Annotated in this window: 13 protein-coding genes; 11 read left to right on the top strand and 2 right to left on the bottom strand. The window is 74.9% G+C overall.

Translation table 11 applies throughout. From position 1 onward, the window contains the following. Positions 1-73: 73 nt before the first annotated feature. Entirely contained in the window at positions 74-1,300 is a 1,227-nt protein-coding gene (locus tag ACFWJ4_RS37115) for a cytochrome P450 (RefSeq protein ID WP_380552598.1), read from the bottom strand. A 32-nt stretch (positions 1,301-1,332) separates the two neighbouring features. Continuing rightward, positions 1,333-2,610, bottom strand: a complete 1,278-nt coding sequence (locus ACFWJ4_RS37120; protein ID WP_359914430.1) for an FAD-dependent oxidoreductase — start codon at positions 2,608-2,610, stop codon at positions 1,333-1,335. A gap of 167 nt (positions 2,611-2,777) precedes the next feature. Between ACFWJ4_RS37120 and ACFWJ4_RS37125 the strand changes: the two genes are divergently transcribed. The 11 genes from ACFWJ4_RS37125 to ACFWJ4_RS37175 form a co-directional block, all read left to right on the top strand. Then, positions 2,778-4,721 carry an HAD-IIIC family phosphatase gene (locus tag ACFWJ4_RS37125; RefSeq protein WP_380552601.1) on the top strand — a complete coding sequence of 648 codons (1,944 nt, stop codon included), beginning with the start codon at positions 2,778-2,780 and terminating at the stop codon, positions 4,719-4,721. A gap of 29 nt (positions 4,722-4,750) precedes the next feature. Then, the gene (locus ACFWJ4_RS37130) at positions 4,751-4,978 is read left to right on the top strand and encodes a DUF6059 family protein (RefSeq protein WP_380552604.1); all 228 of its coding nucleotides are present in this window, start codon (positions 4,751-4,753) and stop codon (positions 4,976-4,978) included. A 70-nt stretch (positions 4,979-5,048) separates the two neighbouring features. Then, on the top strand, positions 5,049-6,818 hold the full coding sequence (locus tag ACFWJ4_RS37135; RefSeq protein ID WP_380552607.1) for a fatty acyl-AMP ligase: 1,770 nt from the start codon (positions 5,049-5,051) through the stop codon (positions 6,816-6,818). 1 nt (position 6,819) lies between these two features. Beyond that, positions 6,820-8,598, top strand: coding sequence for an acyl-CoA dehydrogenase family protein (locus ACFWJ4_RS37140; RefSeq protein ID WP_359914419.1), 1,779 nt, complete (start codon positions 6,820-6,822; stop codon positions 8,596-8,598). After that, entirely contained in the window at positions 8,592-10,376 is a 1,785-nt protein-coding gene (locus tag ACFWJ4_RS37145; protein WP_380552612.1) for an acyl-CoA dehydrogenase, read from the top strand. Before ACFWJ4_RS37140 ends, ACFWJ4_RS37145 begins: the two co-directional genes overlap by 7 nt. Positions 10,377-10,416: 40 nt before the next feature. Continuing rightward, the gene (locus tag ACFWJ4_RS37150) at positions 10,417-10,716 is read left to right on the top strand and encodes an acyl carrier protein (RefSeq protein WP_359914414.1); all 300 of its coding nucleotides are present in this window, start codon (positions 10,417-10,419) and stop codon (positions 10,714-10,716) included. Then, positions 10,716-13,718 carry a type I polyketide synthase gene (locus ACFWJ4_RS37155; RefSeq protein ID WP_380552622.1) on the top strand — a complete coding sequence of 1,001 codons (3,003 nt, stop codon included), beginning with the start codon at positions 10,716-10,718 and terminating at the stop codon, positions 13,716-13,718. Before ACFWJ4_RS37150 ends, ACFWJ4_RS37155 begins: the two co-directional genes overlap by 1 nt. 28 nt (positions 13,719-13,746) lie before the next feature. Beyond that, a complete protein-coding gene (locus ACFWJ4_RS37160) occupies positions 13,747-14,787 on the top strand; it encodes a 3-oxoacyl-ACP synthase III family protein (RefSeq protein WP_359914412.1) in 1,041 nt (346 codons plus the stop codon). A 22-nt stretch (positions 14,788-14,809) separates the two neighbouring features. Further along, on the top strand, positions 14,810-15,040 hold the full coding sequence (locus ACFWJ4_RS37165) for an acyl carrier protein (RefSeq protein WP_359914409.1): 231 nt from the start codon (positions 14,810-14,812) through the stop codon (positions 15,038-15,040). After that, the gene (locus tag ACFWJ4_RS37170; protein WP_380552616.1) at positions 15,037-15,852 is read left to right on the top strand and encodes a 2-oxo acid dehydrogenase subunit E2; all 816 of its coding nucleotides are present in this window, start codon (positions 15,037-15,039) and stop codon (positions 15,850-15,852) included. Before ACFWJ4_RS37165 ends, ACFWJ4_RS37170 begins: the two co-directional genes overlap by 4 nt. Before the next feature lie 106 nt (positions 15,853-15,958). After that, positions 15,959-17,022 (top strand): alpha/beta fold hydrolase (locus ACFWJ4_RS37175; protein WP_380552619.1); only part of this gene is annotated, 1,064 nt, incomplete at its 3' end.

Below are 17,022 nucleotides of genomic sequence, written 5' to 3' on the forward strand. Positions count from 1 at the left end.
CCGGCTACCGAGGCCCGGCCCCCGGACTCCGGTCCGGGGGCTGCTCGTCGTCAGGGGCGGGGACGCGCCGGGGTCACCACACCACGGGCAGCGCGCTGATGCCGTGCACCAGCATGCCCGAGGGGCGCGGCAGGTCCTCCGGGGCCACGGCCAGCTTCAGGGTGGGGAAGCGCTGGAACAGCGAGCCGATCGCGATCTGGAGCTCCAGCCGGGCCAGGCCCGCACCGATGCAGTAGTGGGTGCCGTGGCTGAACGCGAAGTGCGGGTTGCTCGGCCGGTGGAAGTCGAGCTCGTCCGGGTCGGTGTACTGGCGGCGGTCGCGGTTGGCGGAGGCCAGGCCGGGCAGCACCGCGGAGCCCTTGGGGATCACCACGCCGCCCAGTTCGAGCTCCTCGGTGGTGATCCGCAGCAGCCCCTCGTCACCCGGCGGGTAGGCGCGCAGCAGCTCCTCCACCGCGGCGTCGATCAGCTCCGGGTTCGCCTGCAGTTCGGCCAGCCGCTCCGGGTTGGTGAGCAGCGCGACCACGCTGTTGGCGATCTGGTTGACCGTGGTCTCGTGGCCGGCCACCAGCAGGCTGATCCCGAGGAAGATCAGCTCCTCGTGGCTGAGCCGGTCGCCGTCCTCGTCGTGGATGGAGACCAGGGCGGACAGCAGGCCGTCGTCCGGCTGCTGCCGCTTGGCCTCGACCAGCTCGGAGAGGTAGGTGAACAGGCCGACCTGGGCCTCCAGCATCTCCTCCTTGGTCCGCGAGGTGGTCGCCAGGAAGGCACTGGACCAGGCGGAGAACTTCTCCCGGTCCTCGAACGGCACCCCGAGCAGCTCGCAGATCACGGTCACCGGCAGCGGGAAGGCGAGCGCCGGGATGAGGTCCACCGGCCCCTTGCTCGCGGCCATGGCGTCCAGCAGGGCGTCGGTGTGCTCCTGGATCCGGGGCCGCAGGGCGGCCACCCGGCGGACGGTGAACTCCCGGGAGACCAGCTTGCGCACCCGGGTGTGCTCCGGCGGGTCCATGTTCAGCAGGCTCTTGAACTTCTGCGGTGCCGCCGCGAGCCGGGGCGCACCGTCCTCCAGGGTGGCGGCCCGGCTGAAGCGCGGGTCCGAGAACACGGTGCGCACGTCGTCGTACCGGGTGACCAGGTACGCGTGGTCGCCGCTGGGCATGCGCACCTCGGCCACCGGCCGGTTCTCCCGGAGGTGGCCGTAGAACGGGCAGGCCTGCATCGCGGACGGGCGCTCGAACGGGTAGTCCGGCACCTCCTGGGCCTCCGGGGCGGGTGCTGCGTCGGGCTGTGCGGTCATCGGTGGTTCCTCTCCGAATCTGTGGTTGTCGGTCAGCTCACGGAGCCCGTGCGGTGGGGGGCCACGGGCAGGACGGCGCGTCCGCTCCGGTGCGCGTCCTGGAGCGGGTAGTAGATGCCGGCGACGATCCTGCGCTTGAGGAGGCTGTTGGAGCTCACCAGGCGGTAGGCCAGCCGGCGCAGCGCCACCGGGACGGGATCGCTCAGCGCGAACGCCCGCTCCTGGCGCATCTGGAGGCCTCGGGAGCGGGCCACGTGCCCCTCCCGCACGTGCTGGAACCGGCGGCAGGCGGCGTGCAGGGCGCCCGGTCCGCCGTCGCCGGCCAACGCCTCGGCGACCAGCGGCGCCAGGACCACCGCGTCGGCGATCGCGTGGTTGACGCCCTGTCCCAGCACCGGGGTCAGGGTGTGCGCGGCGTCGCCCACCAGCACCAGGCCGGGCTGCGACCAGTGCGGCACCACGGTGGTGAAGATGTCCAGCATGGAGGTGTCCGACCAGCTGGTGACGGACTCCCGCACTCCGGCGGAGACCTCCGGGGCGAGCTCGTCGACCCGGGCGTACAGCGACTCGATGCCCTGCCTGCGCATCTCGCGCAGGCCGCCCTTGGGGATGTTGAAGCCCACCCGCACCAGGTCGGGCACGGTCGGGATGAACAGTCCGTGGCGGTCGCCCTGGATGCGGACCCGGTAGGTGTGCGGGTCCCAGGCCTCGGGCTGCGGCACCTTGAACCAGACGAAGTCCCGTTCCAGCGGGATCTTCTCGTACGGCAGCCCCGCCATCTCGCGGACCTTGCTGAAGCGGCCGTCGGCCGCCACCGTCAGCGCCGCGTGGACCTCGGACTCGCCCTCGGGGCCGCGGACCCGGACGCCGGTCACCGCCGTGCCGTCCCGCAGCAGTTCCACCGCGGTGGTCCGGCGCAGCAGGGTGAAGCCCGGCAGCGCGGCGGCCTCGTCGGCCAGCGCGGTCAGCAGCGGGGGCTGCGGCAGCTCCATCGGGAACGGGCAGGGCTGGTCGAAGGCCGCGAACTCGGCCTTCAGCACCGGTCGGCCGCCGTCGAGGATCTCCATCCGGCGGGTCTCCAGGGTGCTGTCCCTGACCTTGTCCAGGATGCCGAGCCGCTCCAGCAGCCACACCGAGTCCGGCGAGATCGACTCGCCCCGGAACGAGCGGTCGAAGTGGGCGCTCTGCTCCACCACGGTGACCGACACCGACCGGCGGGCCAGCTCCAGCGCCAGCGTCAGCCCGGCGGGACCGGCGCCGACGATGCACACCTGGGTGCTCACCGGCCTGGATCCGGCCGTATCTGTCATGGCTTGCTCCTCGCGTGTGGGTGGATCCGGAGGCACGGTCTCGGCCGCCACCCTTCGCGGACCGGCTAAAGCCCTCCTTGCGAAGCGCTCCCGGCCCGCGCGCAAGGACGCCTTAAGAGGGTCCGCGCAGGCTCGGCGCGTCCATCAGAGGCAGCGAAGGAGAGACCGTGACCGCGGTTGTGAACACGGCCACCGGCGAGCGGACCGGCCCGCTGGACCGGCTGCGCGCCCTGCACGGCGAGGGGCGGCTGGCCGAGGAGTACCCGCAGGTGCCCGGCCTGCTGGCCGAGCTGGCGGCGGGCGCGCCGGCCGGGACGCCCGGGCGGGACCTGGCCCGGGCCGGGCAGTTGCTGGCCCGGCTCGACCCGGCCGAGGTGCTGGCCCGCCACGAGGGGCTGGAGGCGGTCGGCGTGGCCGTCACCGGCCACTCCACGCTCGGCGCCCTCACCGCCCCGCTCACCGCCGAGCTCGCCCGCCACGGCTTCGTGGCGAAGGCGACGACCGCCGACTACGGCTCCTGGCTGCGGGACCTGCAGGACACCGGCAGCGAGCTGTACGCGGCGGGCGTGGACCTCGCCCTGTGCGTGCTGGACGCCCAGCTGGTGTTCGACGAACTGCCGCACCCCTGGCGGGCGGAGGACCTGGAGGACGCGGTCGCGGCCAAGCTGCGCCTGCTGACCGCGCTGGCCGCCCGCTACGTCGGGCACGGCAGCGGCACCCTGGTGCTCAACACGGTGCCGCTGCTGCCCGTCCACACCCGTCAGCTGGTCGACGCGCGCTCCCGGGCGCGGATCGGCATCGCGTGGCGGGAGTTCAACGCCGGGCTGCTGCGGATCGCCCTGGAGCACGAGCGGGTGCGCGTGGTCGACCTGGACCCGCTGGTCGCCGCGGGCGGACCGGTGAACGAGCCCCGGCTGGCCGCCTACGCCAAGGCGCAGCTCGGCGAGGAGCTGCTCGCGGCGTACGCCCGCGAGGTCGGCCACCTGGTGCGCGGCCTGCGCGGCCGGGCCAGGAAGGTGCTGGTGGTCGACCTCGACAACACCCTGTGGGACGGCATCCTGGGCGACGACGGTCCGGAGGGCATCGCCGCGGCCACCACCTACCGGGGCGAGGCGTTCGGCCGCTTCCAGCGGGTGGTGGCCCAAATAGGGGCCCAGGGCGTCCTGTTGGCGGTGTCCAGCAAGAACGACCAGGAGGCGGTGCTGGGGGTGCTGCGCGACCACCCCGACATGGTGCTCCGGGAGGGCGACTTCGTCCGGGTGAACGCCAACTGGGAGCCCAAGGACGGCAATCTGCTGGACATCGCGCGCCGGCTCAACCTGGGCGTGGACAGCTTCGTCTTCGTCGACGACTCGCCGTTCGAGTGCGGGCTGGTCGCGAGCAGCCTGCCCCAGGTGGCCGTCGTCCGGCTGGACGAGGAGCCGGCGCTGCACGTGGAGCGGCTGCTCGCGGACGGCTGGTTCGACGTGGCCGCGCTCACCGCGGAGGACCGCGTCCGCGCGGACCAGTACCGCTCCGAGGCCGCCCGGCAGGACCTGCTGGACGACGCCGGCTCGATGGAGGACTACCTGGCCCGGCTCGACGTGCGGGTCTCGCTCTCGCCGGTGCGGGAGCACGAGGTGGCCAGGGCCTCCCAGATCACCCTGCGCACCAACCAGTTCAACCTCACCACCGAGCGGCTCCAGGCGGCCGACGTCCGGGCCCGGATGGACGCGGCGGAGCACCTGGTGCTCGCGGTCCGCGCCACCGACCGGTTCGGCGACAACGGGCTGGTGGGCCTGGTCCTGGTGCGCACGGCCCAGGACGGCTGGCACATCGACAACGCCCTGCTGAGCTGCCGGGTCTTCGCCCGGGGCATCGAACAGGCCGCGCTGGCCGCCGTGCTGGAGCGCGCCCGGCGGGCCGGGGCGCCGGCCGTGCACGCCCGCTTCCGGCCCACCGCCAAGAACGGCAAGGTGCGCGGGCTCTACCCGTCGCTGGGCTTCGTGCCCACCGGTGAGGACGCGGCCGGGGAGGTGTCCTTCCGGCACGACCTGGGGGTCCTGCCCGAGGTGCCGGGGCACGTCGCCCTGACCGCGGACTTCGACCGGGCCCCGGACCGGGGGGCGTAGCGGTGGGGCCGGGGGAGCGGCGGCGTGCGGTGCTGCGGCGGATGGCCGTCGGCTGGGTCCGGGCGTTGGCCAACCTGGGCGCGATGTTCGGGGCGGTCACGGTCGAGTACCACCTGACCGTCGGCCGGGAGCAGGCGCCCGCGCCGTTGGAGGAACCGCCGGCGGACCACCCCGAGCGCCTGCTGCGCGGGGTCCCGCTGTCGGAGCGGGAGCAGGAGCTGTGGGCCCAACTGGAGGGCCTGCGCAGGCGCGTGTAGCGCAACGGCGGCTTTAGTGCTCGAACTGATGATCGGTCCGGACGTGTCGACCGAACGAGGGGGATTGACGGTGGCGGGTTTCCGATCGTTCGCGGAGCTGGTGCTCGCGCGGGCGGCAGAGCGTGGGGATGCGGACGCCTACCTGTTCCTGGAGAACGGGGTGCGGGGGGTGGAACCGGAACGGCTCACGTACGCGGGCCTGGACCGGTCGGCGAAGGAGCTGGCGGCCTGGCTGCAGGACCGGGGGATGACCGGCCGGCAGGTGCTGCTGCTGTACCCGTCGGGACTGGAGTTCCTGACGGCGTTCGTCGGCTGCCTGTACGCGGGCGCGGTGGCCGTCCCGGCGCCCCTGCCCACGGAGCAGGGCCAGCACTTCCAGCGGGTGTCCGGGATCGTCCGGGACGCCCGGGTCGGCGCCGTGCTGACCATCGGCAAGCACGCGCCGGACGTCGGGGCGTGGCTGGCGGACGAGGGCTTCTCCGACGTGCTCTGCCTCGCCACGGACGGGCCGGTGGGCGACGCCGCCGCCTGGCGCGACCCGGGGCTGCGCCCCGAGGACCTGGCCTTCCTCCAGTACACCTCCGGCTCGACCAGCGAGCCCAAGGGCGTGATGGTCTCGCACGCCAACCTGCTGGCCAACGAGGCCGCCATCCAGCGCTCCACCGGCAGCGGCCCGGACACCGTGCTGGGCGGCTGGCTGCCCTTCTACCACGACATGGGCCTGATCGGGCACGTGCTCCAGCCGCTGTGGCTGGGCACCAGCGCGGTGCTGATGTCCCCGACCTCCTTCCTGCGCCGTCCGGTGCGCTGGCTGGAACTGATCGGCGAGCACCGGGTGACCATCTCCGCCGCCCCCAACTTCGCCTACGACCTCTGCCTGCGGCGGGTGACCGACGCCCACCTGGAGGGCATCGACCTGTCCAGCTGGCAGGTCGCCTGCAACGGCGCGGAGCCGGTCCGGGCCGACACCCTGCGGGCCTTCGCCGAGCGCTTCGGGCCGTACGGCTTCCGGGCCGACACGTTCTTCCCCTGCTACGGCATGGCCGAGACCACGCTGCTGGTCTCCGGCAAGCGGCACGGCCGGCCGGCGGTGCTGCGCGAGGTGGACGCCGCGGGCCTGGAGACGGGCCGGCTGGAGGGGCCGTTCCTCGGGGAGCCGACGCGGGCCCTGGCCTCCAGCGGCGTCGTGGGCTCCGAGGACTTCGAGGTGCGCATCGTCGACCCGCAGACCCGTGCGGAACGCCCCGAGCGCGAGGTCGGCGAGATCTGGGTGCGCGGCGCCAGCGTCTCCTCCGGCTACTGGGACCGCCCCGAGGTCAACGCGGAGGTGTTCGGCGCCCGGATCGCCGGCGCGGAGGAGCTCGGCCGCTGGCTGCGGACCGGCGACCTGGGCGCGGTGGAGCGCGGCGAACTGTTCGTGACCGGCCGGCTGAAGGAGATGATCCTGATCAACGGCCGCAACATCTACCCGTACGACGTGGAGAACGCGGTGCGCGCCCTGGAGCCGACGGCCTTCGGCGCCGGAGCGGTCTTCGCCGTCGACACCGGCCAGGAGCACCTGGTGGTGATCCACGAGGTCCGCCCGAGCGCCCTGGCGGACCAGGACCTCAAGAAGCTCACCGCCACCGTCCAGGCCCTGGTCAGCCGGGAGTTCGCGGTGCCCGCGGGCAACGTCCTGCTGGTGCGCCCGGGCACCGTCCGCCGCACCACCAGCGGCAAGATCCAGCGGACCCTGATGCGCAAGCTGTTCCTGGAGGGCGCCGTCACCCCGCTGCACGCCGTGCTCGACCCGGCGGTGCGCGAGCTCGTCGGCACCCGCGACCCGGAACCGGTGGGCTGACATGGACCACGCGCCGTACCGCGTCGCCGAGGAGCTCGAACAGTTCCTCGGCGACCCGGACGCCCCCGGCACCGTTTTCTCGTACGCCCGCAGCCTGGAGCTGGACGAGAGCGAGACCTTCCCGGCCGACATCTGCCGGGTCCTGGAGGACTGGCGCCTCCAGGACCACTACGTGCCCGCCGAGCACGGCGGCCGGCTCACCGACTACGAGACCGTCATGCAGGTCATGCGGACCGTCGCCCGCCGCGACCTCACCGTGGCGATCGGCCACGGCAAGACCTACCTGGGCGGCGTCTGCGTCTGGGTGTCGGGCAGCCCCGAGCAGGCCGCCCGGCTGGCCGCGGACATCCGCGCCGGCGTCCCGGTGTCGCTGGGCCTCACCGAGCGGGCGCACGGCAGCGACCTGCTCGCCGACGAGGTGCACGGCGAACCGGACGGCGCCGGGGGCTGGCTGGTCAGCGGCGAGAAGTGGCTGATCAACAACGCCACCCGGGGCAGCGTCCTGTCCGCGCTCGTACGCACCGACCCGGCCGGCGGCCCGCGCGGGTTCAGCGTGCTGCTGATGGACAAGCGCGGCCTCGGCCCGGAGCACTACCGCTGCCTCGACAAGATCCGCACCCACGGCATCCGCGGCGCCGACATCAGCGGCATCGCCTACGACCGGGCCCCGGTGCCGGCCACCGCCCTCGTCGGCACCGAGGGCGGCGGCCTGGAGACGGTGCTCAAGGCGCTCCAGCTGACCCGGACGATGTGCGCCGCGCTGTCGCTGGGCGCCGCCGACCACGCCCTCGCGCTGGCCCTGGACTTCGCCGAGCGGCGGGAGCTGTACGGCCGCCGCCTGGTGGACCTGCCGCAGGCGCGGCAGGTGCTCGCCTCGGCCGCCGCCGACGTGCTGGTCGGCGAGGCGCTGGCGACGGTCGCGATCCGCTCGGTCCACACCCTCACCGGCGAACTCGGCGTGGCCGCCGCCGCCACCAAGTACCTGGTGCCCACCGGCACCGAGCAGGTCATCGCCGAACTGACCCGGCTGCTGGGCGCCCGCGCCTTCCTCAAGGGGGAGCACGCCGGAGGCATGTTCCAGAAGGTCGACCGGGACCACCGGATCGTCGGACTGTTCGACGGCAACACCCTGGTCAACCTCAACTCCCTGGTCAACCAGTTCCGTTCACTGTCCCGCGGTTGGGAGCGGGGCACCGGGGACACCGCCGGGGCCGCCACCGCCTTCGACCTGGCCGCGCCGCTGCCGGCCCTGGACCCGTCCCGGCTCTCCCTGGTCGCCAAGGGCGGCAGCGGCATCGTCGCGTCGCTGCCGGCCTCCGTGGCCGCCCTGCGCGCCGAGGCCGGGCACGACCCCGCGCTCGACGGCGCCCTGGAGGCCGCCGAACTGCTGCTCGCCGCGACCGGCCGCGTCCACGCCGAGATGGCCGCCCACCGCTCCCCGGTCTCCGACGTGCCGACCGCCGCCTTCGAGGTCGCCCGGCGCTACAGCCTCTGCCTGGCGGGCGCCGCCTGCCTGGGCCTGTGGGCGCACAACCACCGGGCCGCCGCCCGGGGACGCACCGGCGCGCTCTGGCGCGACGGCGTCTGGCTGTGGCCCGCCCTGGACCGGCTGCTGGTCCGGCTCGGCGAGCAGGACGGCCCCCGGCCGGAGGCCTACCCCGCGCTGCTGGCACGGCTGCGCGACACCCGGGCGGCCGGCGAGCTGCACTCCCTGCTCCCGCTGCGGCTGCACCGCCCCGCACCCACCGACGACCGTCCTGCCGAGGGGGCGCCATGCTGACCGACTCCGCGGCCCCCGGACTCCCCCGTCCGGAGGCCCCCGCCGACCGCCCCCGGGAGGGGGCCCAGGAGACCGCGGCCCGGGACCGGGTCGCCGAACTCGAACGCCGCTTCGGCGACCCGGGCGACCCGGCCAACCCGGTCGGCACCGAACGGCTGCTGGCCGCCGACGAGGCCGGCGAGCTGTCCGGGGCCGGCGAACACCTGCTGGACGACCTCCGCCTGACCGCCGAATTCGTCCCCGCCGAACTCGGCGGGCGGCTCACCCGGATCGACACCCTGGCCCGCACCCTGCGGCCGGTCTTCCGGCGCGACGTCGCACTCGGCCTCGGCTACGGCGTCACCTCGTTCATGGCGGCCGTCAACGTCTGGACCGCGGGCAGCGCCGAGCAGCGCGCACGGCTGGCCGAGCTGCTGCTCGGCGGCGCCAAGGTCTCGGTCGCGTACCACGAGCTGGCGCACGGCAACGACTTCCTGCGCAACGACTTCCGGGCCCGGCCCGAGCCCGGCGGCTACCGGCTGCACGGCCGCAAACAGGTCATCAACAACGCCGACCGGGCCGCCGCCTTCGCGCTGTTCGCCCGCACCGACGACGCGCCCGGCGCCCGCAGCCACTCGGTCCTGCTGGCGGAGCGCGACCAGCTCGACCCGGCCCGCTTCGCCACCCTGCCCCGCCACCCCACCGCCGGGGTGCGCGGCTGCCGGATCTCCGGCCTGGACTTCGACGACTGCCCCGTCCCGGCCGCCACCCTGGTCGGCGAGCAGGGCCAGGGCGCGGAACTGGCGCTGCGCTCCTTCCAGATCACCCGCAGCGTCCTGCCCGGGATGGCGCTCGGAGCCGCCGACACCGGCCTGCGCACCGTCGTCGGGTTCGCCCTGGGCCGGCGCCTCTACCGGCGCCCGGTCGCGGAGATCCCGCACGCCCGCTCCACCCTCACCGGCGCCTTCCTGGACCTGCTGGTCTGCGACAGCCTCTCGCTGGTCGGAACCCGCGCCGTGCACCTCCTGCCGGAGGAGACCAGCGTGTCCGCCGCCGTCGTCAAGTACCTGGTGCCCAAGGTGCTGACGGAGGTCATGCACGACCTGTCGATCGTGCTCGGCGCCCGCTTCTACCTCCGCGACGGCGAGTTCGGCGCCTTCCAGAAGCACCTGCGCGACCTCCCGGTGCTCAGCCTCGGCCACGCCGGCTCGGCGGCCTGCCAGGCCACCGTCGTCCCGCAGCTGGCCAGGCTCGCCCGGCGGGCCTGGTTCACCGGCGACGAGGCGCCCGCGGCGCTCTTCGAGACCCGCACCGACCTGCCCGGGATCCCCTTCGACCGGCTCACCCTCGCCGCCGGGCGGGACAGCCTCAGCGCCTCGCTGGTCGCCTCCCGCGACGACCGGCCCGACGCGACGCCCGAGGAGCGGGCCCTGCGGACCCTCGCGCTCGCCATGGTGGACGAGCTGCGGCGGATCCAGCAGGACAGCCTCGCCCTCGCCCCCCAGGACCGCACCGCCCTGGCCGGCCCCGGCGCCTTCGCCCTGGCCGACCGCTACGCGGTGGTCCTCGCCGCGGCCGCCGTCCTCGGCGTCCGGCGCGCGGCCCGGGCCGACGGCACCGACCCCTTCCTCGCCGACCCCTCCTGGGCCGCGGCCGCCCTGCACCGGCTCGCCCGGCGCCTCGGACGCCGCCCGGCCGACCTGCCGGCCGGCTGCGAGGAGAAGGTCCACCAGGAACTGCTGCGCCGCTTCCACGAGCGCCGCGGCTACGACCTCTACGACACCCCGCTGGCCGGCTGACCGGCCGCCCCGTCCTTTCCCACGCAGCGAGGAGCACCTCATGACCGTCCCCACCACCGGCCTTCCGGCCACCCTCGGCGAGCACACCGTCGAGACCCTGACCGGCTGGCTCGCCGACCGGATCTCCCTCTACCTGAAGCGCCCGGCCGACGAGATCGCCCCCGGCGTCCCGCTCGCCGAGTACGGCCTGGACTCGGTCGCCGCGCTGAGCCTGTGCGGCGACATCGAGGAGGACTTCGACCTCGTCCTGGAGCCCACCGTGGCCTGGGACTACCCGACCGTCGACGCGCTCGCCGGATACCTGGTGGAGGAGCTGCGCGCCACCGTGGGAGAGGCATGATGCAGCCCGTCGCCATCGTCGGCATCGACTGCCGCTTCCCCGGCGCACCGGACCCCGCCGCGTACTGGGACCTGCTGATGCGCTCCGGTGACGGCGTCGGACGGGTGCCCGAACAACGGTGGAACGCCGACGACTTCTACTCGCCCGAAGGCGCCGAGGGGCACTCCAACACCACCAGCGGCGGCTTCATCACCGACCCGGACGCCTTCGACCACGAGTTCTTCGCGATCTCGCCGCGCGAGGCCGCCGCGATGGACCCCCAGCAGCGGCTGGTCCTGCAGTGCGCCTGGCGCGCGGTCGAGGACGCCGGAATCGCGCCGCAGAGCCTGGCCGGGACCGACACCGGGGTCTTCGTCGGCATCATGGGCAACGAGTGGGCCCACCTCCACCTCACCGACTACGCGCGGGTCACCGCGCAGGTCGGATCCGGCAACGGCTACTGCATGACCGCCAACCGGATCTCCTACCACCTCGACCTCAAGGGCCCGAGCCTGGCCGTGGACACGGCCTGCTCCTCCTCGCTGGTCGCCGTCCACCTGGCGTGCAACGCCCTGTTGGCGGGGGAGTGCGACACCGCCGTCGCGGCCGGGGTGAACATCGCCCTCACGCCGGCCCTCGGCATCTTCTACACCCAGGCCGGGCTCTCCGCGCCCGACGGCCGCTGCAAGCCCTTCAGCGCCGACGCCGACGGCATCGGCCGCGGCGAGGGCGTCGGCGCGGTGGTGCTGCGCCGCCTCGAGGACGCGATCGCCGACGGGCAGCCGGTGTACGCGGTGATCCGCGGCACCGCCGTCAACCAGGACGGGCGCAGCAACGGCCTCACCGCGCCCAACCGCTGGTCGCAGCAGGAGGTGCTGGCCTCCGCCTACCGCCGGGCCGGGGTCGAGCCCTCCGACGTCGCCTTCACCGAGGGCCACGGCACCGGCACCGTGCTCGGCGACATGATCGAGGTCAAGGCGCTCGGCGACCTGCACGCCGACCGCACCGGCAAGCCGCTGGCACTCGGCTCGGTCAAGGGCAACCTCGGCCACACCGAGGGCGCCGCCGGGATCGCCGGACTCATCAAGGTGGCGCTCTCCCTGCACCACCGGGTGGTGCCCGCCAGCCGGTTCGCCGCCAGGGAGAACCCGGCGCTGAAACTCTCCAAGTACGGCCTGCGGCTGCTCAAGGCGCCCCTGCGGCTGGCGCCCGGAACCACCGTCGGCGGCCTCAGCAGCTTCGGGATGGGCGGCACCAACGCCCACGCGGTGCTGGAGTCCGCGCCCGGCGGCGCCGCCCGGCCCACGGCCGGATCCGCCGCCCGGCCCACCGGCCTCGGGGCGGCGGTGTTCACCCTGACCGCGCCCACCGCGCAGGCGCTGCGCCGCAACCTGGTGGCGCAGGCCGACGCCCTCCAGCGCCACCGGGTGACCCCGGTCGGCGCCGTGGGCTGGAGCAGCACCCGGCTCAAGACCGGCCACCGGCACCGCTTCGCCGTACCGGCCACCGACACCGCCGACCTGGCGGCCGTCCTGCGCCGGGCGGCCGACGACGAGGACCTGCTGACCCGCCTCACCGGCGGGCCGGGCGGGCGGCCGCGGGTGGCCCTGCTCTTCACCGGGCAGGGCTCGCAGTACCCGGGCATGGCGGCCGGCCTCTACCGCGACGCCCCGCTGTTCCGCCGCCACCTCGACCGGGCGGACGAGGCGCTCCGGCCGCACACCGAGGGCTCGGTGCGCGACCTGCTGCTCGCCGCGGACCCCGCCGTCCACCGCACCGGCTGGGCGCAGCCGGCCCTGTTCGCGGTCGGCTACGCGCTGGCCGCCACCCTGACCGAACTCGGGGTGCGCCCCGGGATGCTGCTCGGCCACAGCATCGGCGAGTACGCGGCCGCGGTGCTCGCCGACGCGCTGCCGCTGGAGCAGGCGGCCCGGCTGGTCTCCGCGCGCGGCCGGCTGATGCAGGAACTCCCCGCGGGCGGCGGGATGCTGGCGGTGCGCGCGGAGGCCGCCGTCCTGGCCGAGCGGATCGCCGGCGAACCGCTGATCGGGATCGCCGCCGTCAACGGGCCCACGGCCACCGTGCTCTCCGGGGACCTCGCGGCGCTGGCCCGGATCGAGGAGGAGCTGACCCGCGCCGGGGTGCGCTCGCGCCGCCTGGAGGTCTCGCACGCCTTCCACTCGCCGCTGATGGAGCCCGTGCTGGAACGCTTCGCCGCGATCGCGGAGGAGGCCGGCGGGAGCGTCCCGGCCCTGCCGGTGTACTCCACGCTGCGCGGCAGGCTGCTGGAGGCCGAGCCGATGGACGCGGCCTACTGGGTCGAGCACATCGGCGCTTCGGTGCTGTTCGCGGACGCCGCACGGCAGTTGCTCGCGGACGCGCCGACCCACCTGCTGGAGGTCGGCCCGCGGCCGGTGCTCGTCCCGATGGCCCGCCGGCTGGGCGGTGCCCCCGCCGGGGCGGGCCCGCGCGGCGTCCTGCCGGTGCCGGGCGAGCAGGCCGGCGGGCGGGAGCTGGCCGAGGCCGTCGCCGAGCTGTTCCGCGGCGGGGTCGACCCGGACTGGCACGCGGTGTACGCCGAGGAGGACCGCAGGGCGCACCGGCTGGCCCCGTACGCCTTCGCCGACGACCGCCGGTTCTGGGCCCGCCCGCCCGTTCGGTCCACGTCCGTTCCGTCCGCCTCCGACCCGTCCGCGCTCGACCCGTCCGCGACCGTCCCGTCCGCCGCCGACCCGCGGCCGGCCGGGTCCGACCTGGGCCTGCGGGCCCCGGACCCGGTGGCCGGCGCCGTCCTGGCCGCCGTGGCGCAGGTGGGCAGCTACGCGCCCGAGGAGATCACCCCGCACGCACGGCTCTTCGAGGACCTCGGCTTCGACTCGGTGATGGTCATGGAGCTCAAGAAGCGCATCGAGGAGCGGCTGACCGGCCTCGAACCGCTGAGCGTGGAGGACCTGTTGCCCCGGCTGTCCTCGGTCGGCGACCTCATCGGCTTCCTGGGCGAACGGCACACCGCCGCCGTCTGAACCCGTCCCGCAGAAAGGACCGCACACCATGCAGCCGCCACCCGAGCGCGATCCCGTCCAGGCGTACCTCGCCTCGGTCGGGACCGCCCTGCCCGGCGACCCGGTCGACAACGCCGCGCTCGCCAAGGTGCTGGGGGTCAACGAGGAGTGGATCGACCTCTTCATCGGCACCCGCACCCGCCACTTCGCCCGCGACCTCGCCACCGGCACGGTGCGCTGGTCGCTCGCCGACCTGTGCGCCCAGGCCGGCGCCCGGGCCGTCGCCGCCGCCGGGATCGACCCGGCGGAGATCGGCTTCGTGGTGCTCGGCACCGCGACCCCGGACCACCTGATGCCCGCCACCGTCAACCACATCGCCGACCAGCTCGGCCTGGACCAGGTGCCCACGTACCAGCTCCAGTCCGGCTGCGCCGGTGCCGTCCAGGCGCTCGGGCTCGGCCGGACCCTGATCGCCGGCGAGGGCCACCGGGCCGGCCTGGTGATCGGCGGCGACGTCTGCAGCAAGCACCTCGACCTCGACCGGGACCTGGCCGGCGCGGCGCCGAGCGACCTGGTCAACTACGTGCTCTTCGGCGACGGCGCCGGCGCCGCGGTGCTCACCGCCGAGCCCAGGGGCGAGGCGGTGGCGCTGCGCCGGGTGCTCAACCGGTTCACCGGCCTCGGCCGGGAGCCCGGCCAGGTCATCGACTGGTTCGGCCTGGCCGACCGGTACGACGACCGGCAGGCCGTCCGGGAGGACTACAAGGCCATCGAGGAGTTCGTCCCGGTGATGGCGGTGGAGATCCTCTGGGAGCTGCTCGACGACCTGGACTGGTCCGCCGAGGAGCTCGACTACCTGCTGCCCCCGCAGCTCTCCGGCCGGATGACCCGCCGCATCCACGAGCAGCTCGACGTGCCCGGTGCCACCGAGGTGTCCTGCGTCGCGGACACCGGCAACAACGGCAACGCGCTGCCCTTCCTCCAGCTGGAGCGGCTGCTGGGGCAGATGTCCCGCGGCGAGAAGGCCCTCGCGGTGGCCGTGGAGTCCAGCAAGTGGATCAAGGCGGGCTTCGCCCTGGAGAAGATGTGACATTCCGTCACCGATTGGACGCATGATGCAGACCGTCGACGAGTTCGCCCGCCTGGTCCGCGAGGAACTGGGCATCCCGCTGGCGGACGGGGACATCGCCGCCGACCTCGACCGGATCCCCGAGTGGGACTCCCTCTACCTGCTCAAGCTGGTCACCGCGCTGGAGCGGAGCACCGGCCGGCCGCTGCCGGTCGGACGGGTGATGGAGGCCCGCAGCCTGGAGGAGATCTACCGGCTGGCGGTCGACCGGTGACCGCCGCCCGCCCGCACCCCGAGCGCCGCCGGCGGCACACCCTCTACTTCCTGGAGCACGCCGCCCGGCAGCGCCCGGTGCACCTGGACACCGAGATCGACATGACCCGCGTCCAGCGCCACCGCGCCGAGGCCGGGGCGGCCGGGAGCCGCTACTCGGTGGTCGCCTACCTGCTGCACGCCACCGGCCGCGTGCTGGACCGCCACCCCGAGGCCAACGCCGTCCTGGCCCCGGGCTGGCCCGGCCTGCGGGGCCCCCGGACGGTCCGCTTCACCGGCGTCACCGCCAAGCTCGCCCTCGACCGCCCGGTGGACGGCGAGCGCACCGTGCTCTCCGCACTGCTGCCGGGCCTGGAGAGCGCCGACCTGCCCGCCATCCAGGCGCGGATCGACCGCTACCGGGACATCGCCGCCGCCGACCTCCCGGAGTTCCGCGGCGTACGGATGCTGGGCCGGCTGCCGGTCCCGCTCGGCCGACTGGCCTTCGCCGCCGCGCTGCGCAGCCCCCGGCGCCGCCCCGGCGTCCTGGGCACCGTCGCGGTCAGCTCGCTCGGGCACCGCCCGGTGGACGGCTTCCACGCCAGCGGCGGCACCGCGGTGACGCTGAACGCCGGCCGGGTGCTCGACCGGCCCGTGGTGCGGGACGGCCGGGTCGAGGTGGCCCCGCTGATGCGGCTCGGCCTCACCTTCGACCACCGGGTCATCGACGGCGCCCTCGCCGCCGACGTCCTCGCCGACCTCAAGCAGGCCCTGGAGGGCTTCGAGGGCGGCGCGGGCCCGGACCGCCCCGCCGGCGCCGCAGGGACGGCCTGAGCCGCCACCCGCACTGTCCTTCCGGGCGGGGCCGGGCCGGGGCCGCCCCCGGCCCGGCCCGCGCCGACCACCCCGCCCCCCGCCGACCGCCCACCCGAGGACGACCATGGACCATCTGGCAGAGCTCAAGGAGTTCGCCCGGCTGCACGGACGCGGCCAGGGCCTGACGGAGCAGTACGTCCGGTCCGTACTGTCCCGGATCACCGGGGACGAACCCGGCGACCCCGGCTCCTGGGCGCGGGTGTGGACCGCCGAGGGCGACCGGCTGCGGGCCGGCCGCCCGCTCGACGCCTGCCGGCGCTACGCGCTCGCCCGCTTCCCGTACCACGGCGACGAGGACCGGCTGGAGGCCCAGCGCCGCTGCGTCGACGCCTTCGACACCTGGCGGCGCACCGGCCGCAACGGCATCGAGCGGCTGGAGTTCGAGCACCCGGACGGCAAGCTGGCGGCCTGGGCGTCCGGCCTGTCGGCCGACCGGCCGCGGCCGCTGCTGCTGATCATGGGAGGCATCGTCAGCGTCAAGGAGCAGTGGGCTCCGACGCTTCCGCTGTTCGCCCGGCTCGGCTTCGCCGCCGTCGCCACCGAACTGCCCGGGGTCGGCGAGAACACGCTGCCGTACCGGGCCGACTCCTGGCGCCTGCTGCCGTACCTGCTGGACCGGCTGGCCGACCGCGCGCGGGTCGCCGAGACGGCGGCGCTCGCCCTCAGCTTCAGCGGGCACCTGGCGCTGCGGGCCGCCGCCGAGGACCCCCGCATCCGCAGCATCCACACCGTCGGGGCGCCCGTCGCCGGGTTCTTCACCGACTCCGCGTGGTGGCCCGAGGTCCCCGGCATCACCGTGGAGACCCTGCGCCGGCTCACCCGGACCGCGGACCGGGACGAACTCCGGGACGTCCTGGCCGACTTCCCGCTCACCCCGGCCCAGCTCGGATCCGTGGACATCCCGGTCGACTACGTGGCCAGTTCCCGCGACGAGATCATCCCGCAGGGCGAGCACCGCCGGCTCGCGCTGCTGGCACCGCGGGCCCGGTTCAAGGTCTTCGACGACGTCCACGGCTCCCCGGGGCACGTCGGGGCGATGCGCCGGTGGCTGATCCTCTCCCTGCTGCGCGCCCGCCTGAGCGAGGGGCGGGGGGGCGGCGCGGGGGGCGGCGGGCGGGCGCCGGCCGG

This window comes from Kitasatospora sp. NPDC127067, from assembly GCF_042724755.1.
Classification (GTDB): Bacteria; Actinomycetota; Actinomycetes; order Streptomycetales; family Streptomycetaceae; genus Kitasatospora; species Kitasatospora lactacystinica.

Excerpts from the sequence above, each read along its gene's own strand:
- ACFWJ4_RS37120 (WP_359914430.1), bottom strand. The coding sequence starts at position 2,610 with ATGACAGATACGGCCGGATCCAGGCCGGTGAGCACCCAGGTGTGCATC.
- ACFWJ4_RS37145 (WP_380552612.1), top strand. The coding sequence starts at position 8,592 with ATGCTGACCGACTCCGCGGCCCCCGGACTCCCCCGTCCGGAGGCCCCC.
- ACFWJ4_RS37165 (WP_359914409.1), top strand. The coding sequence starts at position 14,810 with ATGATGCAGACCGTCGACGAGTTCGCCCGCCTGGTCCGCGAGGAACTG.
- ACFWJ4_RS37115 (WP_380552598.1), bottom strand. The coding sequence starts at position 1,300 with ATGACCGCACAGCCCGACGCAGCACCCGCCCCGGAGGCCCAGGAGGTG.
- ACFWJ4_RS37140 (WP_359914419.1), top strand. The coding sequence starts at position 6,820 with ATGGACCACGCGCCGTACCGCGTCGCCGAGGAGCTCGAACAGTTCCTC.
- ACFWJ4_RS37155 (WP_380552622.1), top strand. The coding sequence starts at position 10,716 with ATGCAGCCCGTCGCCATCGTCGGCATCGACTGCCGCTTCCCCGGCGCA.
- ACFWJ4_RS37150 (WP_359914414.1), top strand. The coding sequence starts at position 10,417 with ATGACCGTCCCCACCACCGGCCTTCCGGCCACCCTCGGCGAGCACACC.
- ACFWJ4_RS37160 (WP_359914412.1), top strand. The coding sequence starts at position 13,747 with ATGCAGCCGCCACCCGAGCGCGATCCCGTCCAGGCGTACCTCGCCTCG.